Origin of the sequence: Draconibacterium mangrovi (genome assembly GCF_010586825.1) — a bacterium.
In the GTDB taxonomy this organism is placed as follows: Bacteria; Bacteroidota; Bacteroidia; order Bacteroidales; family Prolixibacteraceae; genus Draconibacterium; species Draconibacterium mangrovi.
In genome coordinates, this window is record NZ_JAAAGB010000002.1 from 541,417 (window position 1) to 559,261 (window position 17,845).

The following is a 17,845-nucleotide window of genomic DNA, read 5'->3' on the forward strand; positions in this document are numbered from 1 at the left end:
TGCGTCCATGGATAATTTGAACTACTCGATAATCGGAAATTGCAAAAGTGCTGCATTAATTTCCGACAAGGGATCGATTGACTGGTGTTGTTTGCCCGATTTTAATTCGTCGTCGGTGTTTGCAAAAATACTCGACGAAAAAAAAGGGGGGAGCATGGAGTTCCTGGTAGACGATAGTTATGAGATTAAACAAACATACATAAGAACAACAAATATTGTTTCTACATTTTTTCAGAATGAAGATTCGTGTTTTGAAGTTGTTGATTTTATGCCTCGTTACAAAACAAGCGAATTCGGTCATTTTACCCCTCCGGATATTATTCGGTATATAAAGTACAAATGGGGAGAACCTAAATTTAGGGTCCGATACAATCCGAAAGTGGAATATGCCCGATTTAATACAAAAACGGTTGCCGAGGAGGAGTACATTAAGTGTTTCACCACCGAAGGCGATTACGACTCGTTGTACCTGTATACCGACCTCAACAAAGAAGATATTTTGCAGGAAAACGAAATTACCTTAAGCGATAATGCGTTTATCCTTATTTCTTACGATCAGAAACTGCTGAATCAAACACTGGAACGGCAATACCTGAAACTTCAGAAAACAAAAGTGTATTGGCTGGAATGGGCCAACAAACTAACGTCGTTTAAAAAATACAACAACGAAATTGTTAGAAGTGCGCTTGTTCTGAAGTTGCTGAGTTACGATAAATCGGGAGCTGTTTTGGCGGCTGTCACAACTTCGTTGCCCGAAACAATTGGCGAGGAGCGAAACTGGGATTATCGTTTTTGCTGGATCCGCGATGCGTCGATGGTAATAAAGGTAATGTCGAGTCTGGGGCACCTGAATACCGTGAAGCGTTTTATGAAATTTATTATCGATATTATTCCCGATAAGGATGAAAAGATACAGATCATGTACGGCATAAATCGCGAGAAAGTGCTCGAAGAGGAGACTTTGGATCATTTAAGCGGTTATAAAAATTCGTACCCGGTTCGTATCGGGAATGCGGCTTACATTCAAAAACAGAATGACATTTACGGAATTCTGATGGATGTGATTTTTCAGCAGTTTACCGAGTTTAAGATTTCGCTTGAAGACAGTGAGGCGCTCTGGACAATCGTGCGTAGCATCGTAAAAACGGTAGCCAGTAACTGGACAAAACCGGATAAGGGAATTTGGGAGATCAGAACCGATGACCGCCACTTTACCTTCTCGAAAGTGCTTTGTTGGGTAGCAATCGACAGGGCAGTTAAAATTGCCCGATTTATTCACAAAGAAAGATATGTGGCGGAATGGCAACCACTGGCCGATACCATAAAAGAAGATATTTTTACCAATGCCTGGAACGAAGAAGTTGGCGCATTTACACAGTCGTACGGATCGAAAGACCTTGACGCTGCCACGCTGCTGATGCAATCGTACGGTTTTATCGATGGAAAAGATAAACGCTTTGTAAAAACGGTTTTGGCCACCGAAAGGGAGCTTTGCGAAGATGGATTAATGTATCGCTATAAAAACGAGGATGATTTTGGTTTGCCAAGTTCGTCGTTTACTATTTGTACCTTTTGGCTTATCAATTCGTTGTATGCCATTGGGCAGCGAAAAAGAGCGAAGAAGATATTCGATAAACTACTAACGTACAGCAACCATGTGGGGCTTTTTAGCGAGGATATCGATTTTAAAACCAAACGTTTGCTCGGAAATTTTCCACAAGCGTATTCGCATTTGGCCTTAATCGAAACGGCTATAAACTTCTCGAAAGGGCAGACCACCGAGGATGAGCAGATTCTGGACGCGATTCATTAATGGTTTGAGTTGGAGCAGGTATTGTTCGGCTTCAAGTGCTTATTGCTTTAGTTCAAATGCTTATTGCTTTAGTTGAAACTGACATTGTTTCAGTTAAATCTGACATTGCTTTAGTTAAAGTGCTTGTTGCTTTAGCCACGGCGGTCGTTGTTTTAGTTGAAGTGCTTGTTGCTTTAGTTCAAGTGTTTATTGTTTGAGGTGAAGCTCTTATTGTTTCATTTTAGTTGTAAAAAACGTAAGCAAAGTTGGCCCGATTTAAATTTGTTCGCCCAAATCAGACTCCGAAGTGATTAATGGCGAAGCTTCAACTTTTTCGATATCAAGAATTTTTACCAGCGTATTCAGGCCGGCTTCAACAACTTCGAATTCCTCTTCGCTAAGCTGCAACAGTTTTTCCGATAACTGTTCGTGCAACAACGATGGCATTCTACTCAACAGATCGTCGCCCGACGAGGTAAGTGCAATATTCACCACACGTTTATCACCCGATTTGGGAAGACGGGCCAGGTAGCCTTTCTTTTCAAGGCGGTTAATAATACCGCTTACTGTACTCGGATTCAGGTTCAGAAATTTTCGTAGCTCGCCCTGCGTTGTTTGATAATTTTCTGATTCGTGGAGAAAGTTCAAACAAAGAACCTGTGGAATACTTACGCCGTGTTCTTTCTGAATTTTTTTTGACTCGATATCTACCGAGCGCACGATTTTGCGAATTTTGATTAAAATATCTCTTGTTTCCATTCTTTCCGGTACAAAATTTTTGCTAATATATTAAGAAATAATTAGAGCCGCTATTTCGCCGAACAACGATTAAGTTATTAAAGATTCATATTATTCCGCGACTTCGTTATTTTCGCATCGTATCAGGAAATACAAAATGCCGACAGTGAAAAACCGTAAAATTATACATGTTGATATGGATGCATTTTTTGCGTCGGTAGAGCAGTTGGATCATCCCGAGTTGCGCGGAAAGCCTATTGCTGTTGGAGGCACCAGCGACCGGGGAGTTGTTGCCGCGGCCAGTTACGAAGCCCGAAAATACGGTGTGCGTTCGGCTATGTCGTCGAAAGTGGCAAAACGAAAATGTCCGAACCTGATTTTTGTAAAACATCGTTTTGAGCGTTACAAAGAAATTTCGGCGCAAATACGAAGCATTTTTCTGGAGTATACCGATTTGGTTGAGCCGCTGTCGCTCGATGAGGCTTATCTTGATGTTACCTACGCCAAAAAAGGTTTGCCTTCTGCCACCTTGATTGCCAAAGAAATTCGTCAACGCATTTTCGAAGAAACGGGACTAACCGCATCGGCCGGAGTTTCGTACAACAAATTTTTGGCTAAGGTGGCTTCCGATGTCAATAAACCCAACGGAATGTTTGTGGTAACTCCCGATAAGGCGCAGGATTTTATCGACCAGCTGGAGATCCGGAAGTTTTTTGGAATAGGAAAAGTAACCGCCAAAAAGTTAAATGATATTGGTGTGTGGTATGGCCGTGATCTGAAAATGATCGACAGGCTTGAGCTTACCCGAATGTTTGGCAAAGCAGGAAGTTACTACTACGATATTTGCCGGGGTATCGACAACCGCGAGGTGCAGCCATCGCGCGAACGGAAATCGGTAGGCGCAGAAAATACTTTCCTGCAGGATTTGTTTTTAGAGGACGAACTAAAGAAAGAATTATTGGTAATTGCAGAAAAAGTTTGGGAGCGGGCCGACCGATCGGGGGTAAAAGCCAAAACGGTAACTTTAAAGTTTAAATATGCCGATTTTGAGCAACACACCCGAAGTAAAACCCTTGAGCCCTACATCAACACCAAAGAACGATTTATTACCGAAAGCCTGAAACTAATGAAATCGGAGGGTGGATTTATAAAAGGAATCCGTTTATTGGGATTGACGCTCTCTAACTTTTTGCACGAACAGGAGGGTGAAATTGGTGTTCAGCTGGTGATTGAATTTTAATAAACTTTGTAGAAAAACTGTTTGTCGAATTATATTATTTCCTCTAACTCTCGTATCTTTCCAGCTAATTAGTAACAACACAGACCGCCCGGAACGAATACTTCCCGGTTCGGTCTGCTGCTAGACTGGTGAACGCCGTCGATGCATCCCGGTGAGCTTTGTCGAATCGGGAGGACTTATAATCTTTTATATATGAAACGAATAAAACGCTTTTTACTGATAGTGATTCTTTTGGCGATAATTGGCTACCTTCTGGGGCCAAAACCTCCCAAACCTGAGTTGAATAAAGACCTGCCATCGCTATCGGCAAGTATTTCAAACATCGAGACCTTTGTGCAACGAAAAGAAGCATCTTTTTCCATAAAACCCGATAACGAAAGCCGCATTATCTGGGCAAACGATTCGTTAAAAGAGCGCACTGATTATTGTGTGCTGTATCTGCACGGTTTCTCGGCATCGTGGTTCGAAGGGCACCCCGCACACGAGCGTTTTGCGCAGCATTTTGGCTACAACTTATACATTCCGCGTTTGCACGATCATGGATTGGTTACCGAAGATCCTTTAATTGATATGACTCCCGATGGATTATACGCTTCGGCAAAAGAAGCATTAATGGTTGCCCGCAGTCTGGGGCGAAAAGTGATCATCATGAGCACGTCAACAGGAGGAACGCTGGGACTAAAACTGGCGGCAGATTTCCCGGAGTATGTTGACGGACTGATCATGTATTCGCCTAATATCAAAGTGAAAAACGGCTCGATGGTTTTATTGTCAAAACCCTGGGGCCTGCAAATCGGGCGAAAGGTAATTGGTGGGAAGTACCGTGTTTCTGACGATGATCCGGAGTCGGAAGATTGTAAATACTGGAACTGTACATACCGTGTGGAGGCGCTGGTTTATTTGCAACAACTACTTGATGCCACTATGACAAAAGAAACGTTTGGCCGTGTAACAGTTCCTGTGTTTCTGGGATACTACTATAAAGACGGTGAGAATCAGGACCAAACAGTAAGTGTTGATGCAATGCTCGATATGTTTGATGAACTGGGAACTTTACCCAATCAGAAGGTGAAAAAAGCCTTTCCTGAAGCTGGTGATCACGTTATTGCGTGCGAACTGACATCGGGCAGTGTGGAAGAAGTAATTGCCGAAACCATTCGTTTTGGAGAGGGGTTTTTGGGATTAAGCCCAACCCGCTAGCTGTCATTTCGAAGGAGGAACGACTGAGAAATCTGAAACCTATGAAAGACCACAATTATTTCGTATACATTGTTACAAACAAAAATATAACGGTTTTATATATAGGCGTTACGAATGATCTCCAAAGGCGGGTATTCGAACATGAAAATGGATTAATTCCCGGTTTCTCAAAAAAGTATAATTGTAATTACCTTGTTTTTTATGAGCATTTCCAAAATATTGAATATGCCATTGAGCGGGAGAAAGAAATAAAGAAATGGAGGAGAGAAAAGAAAAATAATTTGGTAAAAAACTTTAATCCGAGCTGGGAGTTTTTGAATCAAAAGATATATGGTTCATTGTAACAGATTTCTCCTCCTTCGTCGTCGAAATGACAGCATCAGGCATTTTTTATTGAATTTGAGCCGCTGCCTCTTCGTCTAAAAACCAGGTTAATGTACCGTTGGTTGGCGAAATGTAATAGGCCGGTAACAATTGGGCAGCATCGTTATCATTCATAATTTCTGCAACCCGCAATGCTTTATTCGATCCTGTTACCAGGAAAAATATCTGGTTGGCATTATTCAGCACATTTCCGGTAATGGTAATACGTTTTTGCCCGGAAAGCGGATGAACGGCAACTGCGCAGCTTTGTTCGTCTTCAAAAAGTTCCAACTGATCGGGAAAAATTGAAGCCGTGTGTCCGTCGTCGCCAAGCCCCAGAATGATCAGGTCGAAAACCGGATCTTTACCACGTGAATTAAGGCTTTCCTCCATCTCTTGCGAGTAGCGCAGTGCTTCCTGTTCCGGATCTTCCTCGCCTTTAATACGGTGGATATTTTTTTCGGGAATAGAAATATTTGAAAGCAGGTAATCAACCGTCATTTTGTAGTTGCTTTGCTCGTCGGTTGGAGGCACACAGCGCTCGTCGCCCCACCACAAATGAATGCGTTCCCAAGGAATTCGGTCGGCGTATTTTTTACTTATCTTTTTAAAAAGTCCTTTTGGAGAATTTCCACCAGACAGTGCTATATCAAAGACTTCCTGATTCGAATTTTGTACCATCTTGATCATTGCTTTCGCGATGGCTTTGTAAACATCTTTCGGTTTCGAATAGATTTTTACTTCAGTAAAGGTTTCCATTTCAGATAGTTTATGCTGTTAGATAATACAATGCAATATGCAGATTAAAGTTCACAATACAAGCCGTCGTTATGTAAATTCTTGCAAGGGTAGCGCCAATCTCCGTTAACAATCAGGTTGGCGGATTCTTCCGGTCCCCAACTTCCGGCCGGATAACCATAAATTGGAATTTCAGGATTGGTTTCCCAGGCGTTAATTATCGGCTGCACAAACTCCCAGGCAGCTTCTACGGCATCGCCCCGCGAATAAAGAGTTGCGTCGCCTTGCATACAATCCAGCAGAAGGCGTTCGTAGGCTGCCGGAACTTTTTTGTCGGCCAGGTCAGAGTAATGGAAATCCATGTTTACCGTTTGCACTTTAAATCCGGCTCCAGGTGTTTTCATGCCAAATTTCAGCAGAATTCCTTCGTCGGGCTGAATTCGGATGATCAGCTGGTTGTTACTGTCGGAAGTGGCATTGCCAAACAAATGATGAGGTACTTTACGGAAGTGGATAACAATTTCAGTTACTCGGGTTGGTAGTTTTTTCCCGGTGCGAATATAAAATGGCACACCTGCCCAACGCCAGTTGTCGATAAAGAATTTAAGAGCCACAAATGTTTCGGTGCGTGAAAGCTTGTCCACGCCGGTCTCCTCGCGGTAACCGGCAACTTTTTTGCCTCCAATGGTTGAGGCGGTATATTGGCCGCGAATAACGTAACGCGACACTTCATTTTCTTTAATCGGTCGTAACGACTGAAAAACTTTTAGCGTTTCATTTCTGATGGCGTCGGCTTCTACAACAACCGGAGGTTCCATGGCCACAAAACCCGCTACCTGTAACAGGTGATTCTGCAACATATCGCGCAAAGCTCCGGAGCTTTCATAATATCCGCCACGGCCTTCCACTCCTAAACTTTCGGCAGATGTAATTTCTACCCGTTCGATATAGCGGCGGTTCCAAAGCGGCTCAAAAATTCCGTTCGAAAAGCGGGTTACCAACATGTTTTGTACGGTTTCTTTGCCCAGGTAATGATCGATACGGTAGATCTGTTCTTCTTCGAAATAATTTAGTAGCTGTTTGTTTAGCGTTTTTGCCGATTTTAAATCTGTTCCAAATGGTTTTTCAACTATCAGTCGCCTAAAATTATTCTCCGATTTTGAAAGACCATTCTGGCAAAGCATTTTCGGAATTACCGGGTACAACGATGGGGGAGTTGATAAATAGAACACATAATTCTGCTCAATCTCCAGCGAGCCGGAAATTTCATCGAGTCGCTCTTTTAACGGGATAAAATCGTCAGCTTCGTTATTCTGAACAGCTTGATAAAACAATAGCTTTTTAAATTCTTCGCGTTTTTCATCGTTGGGAATAAATTCATCAGCCCGGCTTCTGAATTCATCGTCAGAAAGTGTTGAACGGGAAGCACCCAGCACAGCAAACTTTTTAGGTAATAGGTTTTGTTTGTAAAGTTCGAATAGTGCAGGTATTAATTTACGTTTGGTGAGGTCGCCCGATGCCCCGAATATGATGAGAATTTGATCTTCTACTTTCTTCATGGTTAAATTTTAGTGTTGAACGCAATAAACCAGAATATTGTTTTTGATAATGCGAAAAAATATATCGTAACCAACTTCCTTATCAGGATGCTCTAAAGCTCCGGAAAAATTAGATTGTGTATTGTAATCGAACGGAGTAATTGCAATTTGCTCGTTAAACTGAACTCCCTGTATTCCACAGCATTTAAAAATAGCTTCTTTTGCTGCCCAAAACAATATTTTTACGAATTGCGGATCCTTGCTACTTTCAATAAATTCTATTTCAGCGGGGCTCGCGAAACGGGTAACTACTTTATCGATATTTCGATGCAATTGCTCAATGTCGATTCCAATATTTTTTTCGGATAAAATAATTGCCGCCAGGTCAGCAGAGTGTGTGATGCTAATGTTTAAATCGGAATTTATTAATGAGGGTTTGCCAAATTCATCGCGGTAAATAATTGGGGTATTTTCGGGTATCAGATTCTGAAGAAGCTGACGTGTAGCAAGAAATTCTTTTCTGCGCTTTTCGGCTTTATAAGTTGCCAAACGCGCAGTATCATCGGAATTTAATATACATGATTTTAATAAATCAGCAACTGTTTCTTTCAGCTCCCATACACCGATTGTGCCGTTTTGGTTGGCTATTTTTTCAATTAGCGGCATTATTTCCAGCTTGTGGTTTCAATCATATGAATCACGTCGGGTTCGATAAAGTTGATTACCGGATTCAGCGAATCAATGTCGGGAACTTCGCGAATGTAGAATGCGCCGCGTAAAAAGTGCCGGGCGCTGTCGGTTAAAAAAAACTGCATGGGCGACGCAGCATTTCCTTCAATGGAATAAATGGTTCCGTAAACTTTTTTAGCAGGATTCATAAATAAACGCTCGTCAATCGCGTCGGCTTTTATCGAATGTTTGTAAGCCAGCGTGCGCGTCTCTTCCATTAACTCAGCCAAAAGTTTGTAGTCGTCTTCTTGGCTGTTCAGGTCGTAATACGAAATGTGTATTTCCACTTTATTTTCGGGCACTGCCACATTTATCCAGTAAGGTTCGTTGCGGTTTCTGGAGTCTTTTTCTATCCTTGCATATTCCGGTATTTCAAAATCGTACGGAAATGAACGATTGAGTGCCGTGTAGCTTTTTTCAGGAAAATCGATGCGGTAGTAACCTCGCGGTTTGGGTGTGTAATCTTCTTTACAACCCACTAAAAACAACAATAATAATAGTGTATATGCGAATCTCATTTCCCAAAAATTTAGTCACATTTACTACTTATTAATAACTACCTTGATTTGTTTAATCCGGCGGTTATCAACCTCTTCGATAGTAAATGTGAATGTTTTGCATTTTACCTGTTCTTTTAACGAAGGTATCTCACCTTTTATTTCAAGAATAAGGCCGGCGAGCGTATCAGCATCACCTTTTACTTCGTTAAAAATGGTATCGTCGCAATTTACAGCCCGGTAAAAATCACCAAGTAAAATCTTAGCGTCGAACAAGTAAGAGTTTTCCGATAGTTGGGTAAAGAAACTTTCTTCATCATCAAACTCATCGGTAATATCGCCAACAATTTCCTCCAGAATATCTTCCAGCGAAACGATGCCGGAAGTTCCTCCGTACTCATCAACTACAATGGCAATGTGTACTTTGGTTTTCTGAAATTCTTCCAAAAGCGAACTGATCTTTTTGGTGTCGGGCACATAAAACGGTGGCCGGATCAAAGTCTGCCATTTAAACGTTTTGTTTTTATGGCTGTGCTGAAGTATGTCTTTAATGTATAACAGACCGCTGATTTCGTCGAACGAATCGATGTAAACCGGAATTCGCGAGTAGCCCGAATCGTTTATAATCTCAAGAACCTCCTCAAAATTCGCTTTAATATCGATGGAAACCACATCAACACGCGGAGTCATAATTTCTTCCACGCTTTTGTTGCCGAATTTTACAATTCCCTCCAGTATATCTTTTTCGTCCGAGAGTTCATGGTCGGATGTCAACTCAAGCGCCTGCGAAATATCATCCATCGAGATATTCTTTTTGTGTTTTAGCAGGCGGCGGTTAACAAATCCGGTTGAGTGGATCAAAATCGCATTTATCGGGCGGAATAACTTTTCGAGTGTTTGTAGTGGCAATGCCATAAACAGGGCAAAGCGCAAAGCAAAATGCGTTGCATAAACTTTCGGAAAGATCTCGCCAAAAAGCAAGAGGAAAAAGGTAATAAGTACCACCTGGAAGATGAACTGCAATGTTGGTGCATTCACAAACGATACTAATTCGTTTGAAATAAAGGCTGTTAATATTACAATGCCAATGTTTACAAAGTTGTTGGTTACCAGTATGGTAGCCAGAAGTTTTTCCGGGCTTTCGAGGTTGTGCAATACTCGCTCGTTGTTTTTGCCTTTGTGCCTCAGCTTATGTTTTTCGCTGGCCGACAATGAAAAGTAAGCCACCTCGGATCCACTTATCAGTGCCGAAGTCAATAGTAAAAACAATACGATAATAATTGAAACTATTATTCCGGGACTGATAGGGTGTAGTTGAATTTGCCAGGAGCCGATAGCGGCTAAGCTTAAAAGCGGTTCTGTTTCCAAATTTAAATGTTTTGGTTAGAATGGAAGATCCTCGTCTCCCTCCGGTTCTTCAATGTCGGGTTGCGATACCTGAGGAGTGGATGCGGCACCGGAGTTCTGCATTGCTCCGCCATGTTCTGGCGAACCCATGTTATCAGCGCGGTTGCCAAGCATAGTCATCTGGTCGCCATAAATTTCAGTCACGTAACGTTTGTTACCGTCTTTGTCGTCGTACGAGCGGGTTCTTATTCGTCCCTCGATATACAATTGGCGGCCTTTGGTAACATATTTTTCAGCCACTTCGGCTAATCCTCTCCACAATACAATATTGTGCCACTCGGTTGTGGTAACACGCTCACCGCTTTTCGAGTTATAACTTTCTGATGTTGCCAATGGAAAATTAGCTACTGCAACACCCGAATCAAGGTGACGTACTTCAGGATCTTTACCAACGTTTCCGATAAGAATTACTTTATTTACTGACATAATCTAAAATTTATATGGTTAACATTTTCAGGTTGTTACTACGCTGCAATTATAAACCGGTTTTTTAATTATAATCCCAATCCGGCCTCATGTAAAAACTGTTCAACCAGTCGGGATACAGCAAATTTAGAAATATCTTTTTTATTTACCCGAATTAGAGGCAACGGATTATTAAAATTGGCCTGAACTTCAAGATATATCAATTTTGCATGAATAATCTGGTGGCTCAAAACATGCTTTTTTTGCCCACTTATAGTTTTAATATTAACCTGCGACAATTTTACCGGGTGATCTGCTTTTAGTAATTCCGAATCAGAAAGTGCTTTTTCGTGCTCGATCAGCGGTAATTGATACAGGTTTTGCCAGATATCGTTGCCCGATCTTTTATCCAGTAAAATTGAATCGCCCAGATCATATAAATAATAGTAAAAATAGCGGTGACGTTGTTTGGTCTTCTTTTCTTTTACCGGAAGTTGGCTAACTAAGCCTTTTTTAAACGCAAAACAGGAATCAACAAGCGGGCAGTTTTCGCATTTTGGCGATTTAGGAACACATTGCAAAGCGCCAAATTCCATCAGCGCCTGGTTGTGCATGCCGGGATCCTGTCCCTGAATCAGCTCTTCGGCCAACTGTTGAAACTCTTTTTTGCCTGCCGATGAGTCAATCGGAGTAACAATTCCATAATATCGCGACAGTACCCTGTATATATTACCATCAACCGCAGGGTAGGGCAGGTTGAATGCAATGGATGAAATTGCCGCAGCGGTGTATGGTCCGACTCCTTTTAAGGCTAAAATGCTTTTATAATTGTTGGGGAAAGTTCCGTTGTATTGCGATGCAATAATTTTTGCCGAAGCATGCAGGTTGCGGGCACGCGAATAGTAACCTAGTCCCTGCCAGAGTTTTAGCACCTCGTCTTCGTGGGCATTGGCCAAATCATTTACCGTAGGATAGTTCTCCACAAAACGGTAAAAATAGTTTCTGCCCTGTTCAACGCGTGTTTGCTGAAGTATGATTTCCGAGAGCCAAATCTTGTACGGATTACGGTCTTTTCGCCACGGTAAATCACGCTTATTTATATTGTACCAATTGTAAATGTTGGTATGAAAATTGTCCATTCTATGCTAACTGGTTAAAAATCTTACAGAAAAACAAAAATAATTTATTTGAAATGCTTTCCGGTTTTATAATATTTTTTATTTTTGCATCCTCTAATAAAAACGATTAATATATTGAAAATTAAATATTTTAAGAGATGACTAAGGCAGATATTGTAAATGAAATTTCGAAAGAAACGGGAATTGAAAAGGTAACTGTTCAGAAAACAGTGGAAGCTTTTATGGAAACTGTAAAAGATTCACTGGTTGATGGCAAAAATGTTTATTTAAGAGGTTTTGGTAGTTTTGTTGTTAAGAAAAGAGCAGAGAAAACTGCCCGTAATATTTCTAAAAACACAACCATTATCATTCCTGCACACAATATTCCTTCGTTTAAACCAGCGAAAACATTTGTATCAGAAGTTAAGAATCAAGTAAAACAATAGAGTTATGCCAAGCGGTAAAAAAAGAAAGAGACACAAGATGGCCACTCATAAGCGCAAAAAAAGATTGCGTAAAAACAGGCACAAAAAGAAAAAATAAGATTTTAGTAAACTAATTTCTTATAGTTAAAGATTAAACCTAAAGCATTATAATGCTTTAGGTTTAGTCTGTTATAACGTTAGTATTAACCAAAAGAATTAGATGATTAAAAGGTTGTGAGTAGCGATTTAATAATTGATGTAACTCCATCCGAAATTGTTATTGCCTTACAGGAAAAGAAGAAGCTTGCAGAACTATCCAGAGAAAGAAGCGGGGCAAAATTCGCTGTCGGAGATATATACCTCGGCAAAGTAAAAAAAATTATGCCCAGTTTAAATGCTGCTTTTATCGATGTAGGCTACAGTAAAGATGCTTTTTTACATTACCTCGACATGGGGCCACAATTCGCCACGCTGAATAAGTTCCTGCGAATTGCCTCATCACGAAAAAACAAAATTTCTTCAATCTCAAGGATTCATTCCGAACCCGACATTAATAAAGAAGGTAAAGTAAACGAGTTGCTAAAAGTTGGTCAGAAAATTTTGGTTCAGGTAGCAAAAGAACCAATTAATACAAAAGGCCCGCGGTTAACATCCGAAATCTCCATTGCAGGGAGGAATTTAGTTTTAATGCCATTTAGCGACAAAATATCAGTGTCGCAAAAAATCAGGTCAACCGAAGAAAAAAACAGGTTGAAAAAACTGATCCAGAGTATTAAGCCCCGCAAATATGGAGTAATAATCCGCACTGTAGCAGAAGGTAAAAAAGTAGCTGAACTCGACAAAGAGCTTCGACGTTTGGTAGAAAAGTGGGAAACCACCTTTCAAAAGTTAGGCAGAGCACAGGCACCATCGCTGATAATTGGCGAGATTGACCGAACAACAGCTCTGCTGCGCGATATTTATCATCCCGACTTCAACAGCATTATTGTAAACGACCAATCGGTAGCGACAGAAATTGCCGATTACATAGGTAGCATTCAGGCCGACAAGAAGAAGATAGTTAAATACTACAAAGGACGTCAGCCAATTTTCGAACACTACGGCATCGATAAACAAATTAAAGCCTCGTTCGGAAAAACCGTATCATTTAAAGATGGTGCCTATTTAATCGTAGAACACACCGAAGCGTTTCATGTTATTGATGTAAACAGCGGGAATCGCGCAAGAGCCGGCAACGACCAGGAAAAAAATGCCCTGGAAGTAAACCTGGCTGCCTGCGACGAAATAGCAAGACAATTACGGTTGCGAGACATGGGAGGAATCATTGTAATTGATTTCATCGACATGCATGTCGCGGCCAATCGCCAGAAAGTGAACGATCACATGAAGGAGGTTATGGCCGACGACCGGACCAAGCACAACATTCTTCCACTAAGTAAGTTTTGCCTGATGCAAATTACGAGGCAAAGAGTTCGTCCGGAAGAAAAAGTTGAGACTGCCGAGAGCTGTCCAACTTGTAAAGGAAGTGGAAAAGTTGTGCCTACTGTGTTATTTGCCGACGATATCGACGGTAAAGTAAACTACGCGCTAAAGGAATTGAACAAGAAGAAACTGAATCTGAAAGTTCATCCTTATACAGCTGCTTATCTTACAAAAGGCTGGAAAAGCCGCCAAAATAAGTGGTTTTTCAAGTACCTGAAATGGGTAAGCGTTGAAGCTGTAAATTCATATTCCTATCTGGAATATCATTTTTTTGATGAGAATGAAGAAGAAATTATTTTATAAAAGGAAAGCCGTTCATTATTGAGCGGCTTTTTTTATTTTCGCAGTAAGCAAAGTAATTCGATGGCGTTAAAAAAACTGGTCTATATTATTCTTTTTCTTTTTATTGCAAGTTCCTCGGGTGCACTCGAAATAAAAGGTACGATCGATTTAACCGAGCAGTGGCAGCCCAAGGTTTTTCTGGCTTTGCTAAATACACCTAATGATATTTTTGTAGCCTCGCCCGATTTTATTATTGCCGAAACTTTTATAAATCCCGATGGCAGTTTTGAGATCAATACGCAGTCGGTGCCCGACGACGAACGTTTTTACCGCCTGTATCTGGTGCAGGGCGATAATGCCTCGGTAGAGTTTAGTTCAACCCAAAACAAAAACTATTTTCATTTGCTGCTAAACCGGCAATCGGAAATTGTGCTGAATGCCACAACCCGGAATAATTCGCTGGAAGTAACAGCCTTAAATGGGAGCGATGACACAAAGGCCATTTTTGATTTTGACGAAAAGTTTCAGGAGCAAAGCAGCGAGTTGAGTGGTCAGTTGCCAAAAGCACAAAGTACCTTCCTGTCGCAGGAGTTGGAAACCTTTATCCATTCGGTAGTTGCTGATGCTACTAATCCTTATGTTGGGCTTTATGCGCTGTATCACATCGAAGATAAAGAGACCGATTTTTTGCGAAACAGCGATTTCTATTTTAACTTTCAAAAACGGCTGGAAGATGAACTTCCGGTAACACCATACACCGAAGCGTATTCCGAGTTGTTGGATGAATTGATCGGCTTTCGTGAGTTTGTTTGCGAAATGCCGGGTGTGCAACCCAAATGGAAAGACTGGTTAATGCTAATTGAAGCGGTAATTATTCTGATTCTTATAATCGTTTTGATTGCAGTGGACCGGCAATTAAAGAAAATGAGAAACCGGGAAAACGACCCGGCCAACAATCAGAAACCGCTTTATGAAGCCTTAACCCTAAAGCAACAGGAGATATTGGGGCTTTTAGCCGATGGAAAGACCAATAAAGAAATTGCACAGGAACTTTTTGTTGAATTGAGTACTGTGAAAACGCACATCAATAATATCTACAGGCAGTTGGGCGTGTCGACACGTAAAGATGCCGTAGACTTTCACAACTCTGTAAAAAACCGGGATCAGGGGGTCTAGACCCTATTTCAAACCCAGTCTATACTTCTTTTGTTAAACAGCATAAGGCGTTTTGTTGTTTTCTATCATAAATTTGTGCTATTCGTTAAAACACCATGGGTGTGATGAGCGATCAAAGTACAGAACACAATTTAGAAGGAATATCAAAGTTTATTTATAAAACTACAAAAAGAATGAAACGCATACTGTTTACGGTCTTTTTACTTACGACAGCTTTACTGGGCTATTCACAAATTGTTGAGCCGGTTAAATGGAGTTTTTCTCAAAACAAAATTTCAGACAATGAGTTTGAGTTACTTTTCACCGCCACGATAGAAAAAGGCTGGCACATGTACTCAACCGATCTGCCGGAGGGCGGTCCGATAAAAACCAGCTTTTATTTCGAGAATGTTGAGAATGCAGAACTAGTAGGCGAGCCATCACCGAATAAAGAGGTTATCGAAGAATTTGACAATTCATTTCAGATGGATCTGCGTTGGTTTGAAGAGGAAGTAACCTTTTCGCAAAAGGTAAAAGTATCGGGAGCGGGTACCGTTGCCGGTTATGTGGAGTTTATGAGTTGCGATGACGAAACCTGCACACCGCCAATGGAAGCAGAATTTTCGTTCGCATTGGAGGGAGGCACAGAACAAGTAGCCGACACTTCAACAACAGACGACAGCAGTAACAGAAACTACTGGAGTATTTTCTTCCTGGCATTTTTAGGCGGTTTTGCCGCTTTGCTAACGCCCTGTGTTTTTCCGATGATACCGATGACGGTAAGCTTTTTTACCAAACAAAGTAAAACCAAAGCCAAGGGAATCCGCAACGGAATTTGGTACGGAATATCAATCATACTTATTTATGTAATTCTCGGAACAGTGGTAACTGCCGTGTTTGGTGCCGAGAGTTTGAACAGTCTTTCTACCAACCCGTGGTTTAACCTGTTTTTTGCCCTGTTGCTTTTTGTTTTTGCCTTCTCGTTTATGGGAGCTTTCGAAATTGTATTGCCCAGCAGCTGGGTAAATGCAGTGGATAAAAAAGCAGACAAAGGTGGTTTACTGGGCATATTCTTTATGGCCTTTGCTTTGGCACTGGTTTCATTTTCATGCACCGGACCGATTGTAGGGGCACTGATTGTTGAAGCTGCACGAAGCGGTGGTATGGCACCGGTGGTTGGAATGTTAGGATTCTCGCTGGCACTGGCAATTCCGTTTGCCTTGTTTGCCGCTTTCCCGGGGTGGTTGAACTCGCTGCCAAAATCAGGTGGCTGGTTAAATTCGGTAAAAGTAGTGTTGGGTTTCCTTGAGTTCGCTTTTGCATTCAAATTCCTGTCAATTGCCGATATGGTTCTTGACCTGCACATTCTGGAGCGTGAAGTTTACATCGCCATCTGGATTGCCATTTTCTTAGGACTGGCATTGTACTTATGGGGAAAAATCAAACTGCCGCACGATTCGCCAACTACACATTTGCCGGTATCGCGCTTTGTGTTGGGAACCATGGTATTTGCTTTTGTAATTTATATGATCCCCGGATTGTGGGGGGCACCGGTGAAACTTATCAGTGGTTTCCCGCCACCGGTTGATTATGCTGAATCGCCACTGGGTGTAGGACGTACGCAGCCTGCCGGATCAATTGCTACCGGACATTCATCGGGAACAATGGCATCGGGAATGCACATTGGCCCGCACGGAATTCCGCTATTCGACGATTACGATAAAGCGCTGGCGCATGCCCGCGAAACCGGAAAACCGTTGTTGATCGACTTTACCGGAAAAGGTTGTACCAACTGTCGGAAAATGGAGGACAACGTTTGGGTAAAACAGGAAGTGAAGAACCTATTCCTGGAAGATTATGTGGTTGTTTCGCTGTATGTTGATTTGAAAACAAAATTACCGGAAGAGGAACAATATGTTTCGGAAACAACCGGACGAAAAGTGAGGTCGGTAGGCAATAAATGGACCGATTTTCAGATATCGAGATTTAACAGAAATACACAGCCATACTATGTTGTATTGGACGAACATGAAAATCAGATAGGAGAGGGGTATAGTTATGATCCGGATCCGGATGATTTTATTGAGTGGCTAAACGAAGGATTAACAAAATTCAAAAAATAAAACAGATGAAGAAGCTAATTTTCGCACTGGGATTTATTGCCATTGCAGCCTTTGCTCAGGCGCAAATGATTGTACCTGTGAAATGGGACGTTGAAATTAAACCGTTAAAAGGTGGTAATCAATATGAGATTGTTGCTACGGCAAAAATCGATATGGGTTTTAAACTATACGGGGTGAACATGGAAGATGGCGGCCCGGTAAAAACCTCGTTTAATTTCGAGACACTGGAGAACTGCAAAGAGTTTGGAAAGGCCGTTGAAGTTACACCGTCGCATACCATGCACGACAAAATCTTTGATATGGAGGTAACTTATTTTAAAGACAAGGCTGTTCTTTCGCACAAAGTGTGGGTTACTGAAAAGCCTGCTAAAGTTGCCGGTTATATCCAATGGATGAGTTGCAACGACGAAATGTGCACTCCTCCAACCGATGAAGAATTTGAGTTTGTGATCGAATAATATCGGTTACTTTCAAATAGTTAAAAGTAAAAACTGCACTAAAGCCGGGAACGAAAGTTTCCGGCTTTTTTTTCTGAAAGTCTCTTAAAAGCCAATAGCAATATCTGGTTGAAAATCCATTGACTCACCCTGATTGTGCCTTCGACACAATCGTC

Annotated in this window: 17 protein-coding genes; 9 read left to right on the forward strand and 8 right to left on the reverse strand. The window is 41.5% G+C overall.

Features of this window, described 5'->3' with window-relative positions; translation table 11 throughout:
• Nucleotides 1-7: 7 nt before the first annotated feature.
• Nucleotides 8-1,813 (forward strand): glycoside hydrolase family 15 protein, encoded by a 1,806-nt coding sequence (locus G4420_RS09260; protein WP_163323362.1) that lies wholly within the window; start codon nt 8-10, stop codon nt 1,811-1,813.
• Between the two features lie 255 nt (nt 1,814-2,068).
• Here G4420_RS09260 and G4420_RS09265 read toward each other — a convergent pair whose 3' ends face one another.
• Complete coding sequence (locus tag G4420_RS09265; protein WP_163323363.1) at nt 2,069-2,551, reverse strand: MarR family winged helix-turn-helix transcriptional regulator; 483 nt, start codon at nt 2,549-2,551, stop codon at nt 2,069-2,071.
• Between the two features lie 145 nt (nt 2,552-2,696).
• Here G4420_RS09265 and dinB point away from each other — a divergent pair, with 145 nt between their 5' ends.
• From dinB to G4420_RS23545, 3 genes are all read left to right on the forward strand, one after another.
• Nucleotides 2,697-3,770: a DNA polymerase IV gene (dinB, locus tag G4420_RS09270; RefSeq protein ID WP_246241587.1), complete on the forward strand. Its 1,074-nt coding sequence runs from the start codon at nt 2,697-2,699 to the stop codon at nt 3,768-3,770.
• A gap of 192 nt (nt 3,771-3,962) precedes the next feature.
• Nucleotides 3,963-4,970: an alpha/beta hydrolase gene (locus G4420_RS09275; RefSeq protein ID WP_163323365.1), complete on the forward strand. Its 1,008-nt coding sequence runs from the start codon at nt 3,963-3,965 to the stop codon at nt 4,968-4,970.
• Nucleotides 4,971-5,011: 41 nt separating this feature from the next.
• A complete protein-coding gene (locus G4420_RS23545) occupies nt 5,012-5,314 on the forward strand; it encodes a GIY-YIG nuclease family protein (protein WP_163323366.1) in 303 nt (100 codons plus the stop codon).
• Between the two features lie 46 nt (nt 5,315-5,360).
• Here G4420_RS23545 and pgl read toward each other — a convergent pair whose 3' ends face one another.
• The 7 genes from pgl to mutY form a co-directional block, all read right to left on the reverse strand.
• A complete protein-coding gene (gene pgl, locus G4420_RS09285) occupies nt 5,361-6,092 on the reverse strand; it encodes a 6-phosphogluconolactonase (RefSeq protein ID WP_163323367.1) in 732 nt (243 codons plus the stop codon).
• Between the two features lie 44 nt (nt 6,093-6,136).
• Entirely contained in the window at nt 6,137-7,630 is a 1,494-nt protein-coding gene (gene zwf, locus G4420_RS09290) for a glucose-6-phosphate dehydrogenase (protein WP_163323368.1), read from the reverse strand.
• A 9-nt stretch (nt 7,631-7,639) separates the two neighbouring features.
• Nucleotides 7,640-8,275, reverse strand: a complete 636-nt coding sequence (locus tag G4420_RS09295; RefSeq protein WP_163323369.1) for a 4'-phosphopantetheinyl transferase family protein — start codon at nt 8,273-8,275, stop codon at nt 7,640-7,642.
• Nucleotides 8,275-8,856, reverse strand: coding sequence for a gliding motility lipoprotein GldD (gene gldD / locus G4420_RS09300; protein ID WP_163323370.1), 582 nt, complete (start codon nt 8,854-8,856; stop codon nt 8,275-8,277). Before gldD ends, G4420_RS09295 begins: the two co-directional genes overlap by 1 nt.
• Before the next feature lie 24 nt (nt 8,857-8,880).
• Nucleotides 8,881-10,203 carry a gliding motility-associated protein GldE gene (gene gldE / locus G4420_RS09305; RefSeq protein ID WP_163323371.1) on the reverse strand — a complete coding sequence of 441 codons (1,323 nt, stop codon included), beginning with the start codon at nt 10,201-10,203 and terminating at the stop codon, nt 8,881-8,883.
• 15 nt (nt 10,204-10,218) lie between these two features.
• Nucleotides 10,219-10,668 (reverse strand): single-stranded DNA-binding protein, encoded by a 450-nt coding sequence (locus G4420_RS09310; RefSeq protein WP_163323372.1) that lies wholly within the window; start codon nt 10,666-10,668, stop codon nt 10,219-10,221.
• A gap of 68 nt (nt 10,669-10,736) precedes the next feature.
• Nucleotides 10,737-11,786, reverse strand: coding sequence for an A/G-specific adenine glycosylase (gene mutY / locus G4420_RS09315; RefSeq protein ID WP_163323373.1), 1,050 nt, complete (start codon nt 11,784-11,786; stop codon nt 10,737-10,739).
• Between the two features lie 137 nt (nt 11,787-11,923).
• Here mutY and G4420_RS09320 point away from each other — a divergent pair, with 137 nt between their 5' ends.
• The 5 genes from G4420_RS09320 (at nt 11,924) to G4420_RS09340 (ending at nt 17,690) form a co-directional block, all read left to right on the forward strand.
• Nucleotides 11,924-12,211, forward strand: a complete 288-nt coding sequence (locus G4420_RS09320) for an HU family DNA-binding protein (RefSeq protein WP_163323374.1) — start codon at nt 11,924-11,926, stop codon at nt 12,209-12,211.
• A gap of 213 nt (nt 12,212-12,424) precedes the next feature.
• A complete protein-coding gene (locus G4420_RS09325) occupies nt 12,425-13,975 on the forward strand; it encodes an Rne/Rng family ribonuclease (protein WP_163323375.1) in 1,551 nt (516 codons plus the stop codon).
• 60 nt (nt 13,976-14,035) lie between these two features.
• Complete coding sequence (locus G4420_RS23375; protein WP_246241589.1) at nt 14,036-15,130, forward strand: helix-turn-helix domain-containing protein; 1,095 nt, start codon at nt 14,036-14,038, stop codon at nt 15,128-15,130.
• 173 nt (nt 15,131-15,303) lie between these two features.
• On the forward strand, nt 15,304-17,232 hold the full coding sequence (locus G4420_RS09335; protein WP_163323376.1) for a protein-disulfide reductase DsbD family protein: 1,929 nt from the start codon (nt 15,304-15,306) through the stop codon (nt 17,230-17,232).
• A gap of 5 nt (nt 17,233-17,237) precedes the next feature.
• Nucleotides 17,238-17,690 (forward strand): protein-disulfide reductase DsbD domain-containing protein, encoded by a 453-nt coding sequence (locus tag G4420_RS09340; RefSeq protein WP_163323377.1) that lies wholly within the window; start codon nt 17,238-17,240, stop codon nt 17,688-17,690.
• Nucleotides 17,691-17,845 lie beyond the last annotated feature (155 nt).

Coding starts and splice junctions, on each gene's coding strand:
- G4420_RS09260 (WP_163323362.1), top strand. CDS start 8: ATGGATAATTTGAACTACTCGATAATCGGAAATTGCAAAAGTGCTGCA.
- G4420_RS09265 (WP_163323363.1), bottom strand. CDS start 2,551: ATGGAAACAAGAGATATTTTAATCAAAATTCGCAAAATCGTGCGCTCG.
- G4420_RS09275 (WP_163323365.1), top strand. CDS start 3,963: ATGAAACGAATAAAACGCTTTTTACTGATAGTGATTCTTTTGGCGATA.
- G4420_RS23545 (WP_163323366.1), top strand. CDS start 5,012: ATGAAAGACCACAATTATTTCGTATACATTGTTACAAACAAAAATATA.
- pgl (WP_163323367.1), bottom strand. CDS start 6,092: ATGGAAACCTTTACTGAAGTAAAAATCTATTCGAAACCGAAAGATGTT.
- zwf (WP_163323368.1), bottom strand. CDS start 7,630: ATGAAGAAAGTAGAAGATCAAATTCTCATCATATTCGGGGCATCGGGC.
- G4420_RS09295 (WP_163323369.1), bottom strand. CDS start 8,275: ATGCCGCTAATTGAAAAAATAGCCAACCAAAACGGCACAATCGGTGTA.
- gldD (WP_163323370.1), bottom strand. CDS start 8,856: ATGAGATTCGCATATACACTATTATTATTGTTGTTTTTAGTGGGTTGT.
- G4420_RS09310 (WP_163323372.1), bottom strand. CDS start 10,668: ATGTCAGTAAATAAAGTAATTCTTATCGGAAACGTTGGTAAAGATCCT.
- mutY (WP_163323373.1), bottom strand. CDS start 11,786: ATGGACAATTTTCATACCAACATTTACAATTGGTACAATATAAATAAG.
- G4420_RS09320 (WP_163323374.1), top strand. CDS start 11,924: ATGACTAAGGCAGATATTGTAAATGAAATTTCGAAAGAAACGGGAATT.
- G4420_RS23375 (WP_246241589.1), top strand. CDS start 14,036: ATGGCGTTAAAAAAACTGGTCTATATTATTCTTTTTCTTTTTATTGCA.
- G4420_RS09335 (WP_163323376.1), top strand. CDS start 15,304: ATGAAACGCATACTGTTTACGGTCTTTTTACTTACGACAGCTTTACTG.
- G4420_RS09340 (WP_163323377.1), top strand. CDS start 17,238: ATGAAGAAGCTAATTTTCGCACTGGGATTTATTGCCATTGCAGCCTTT.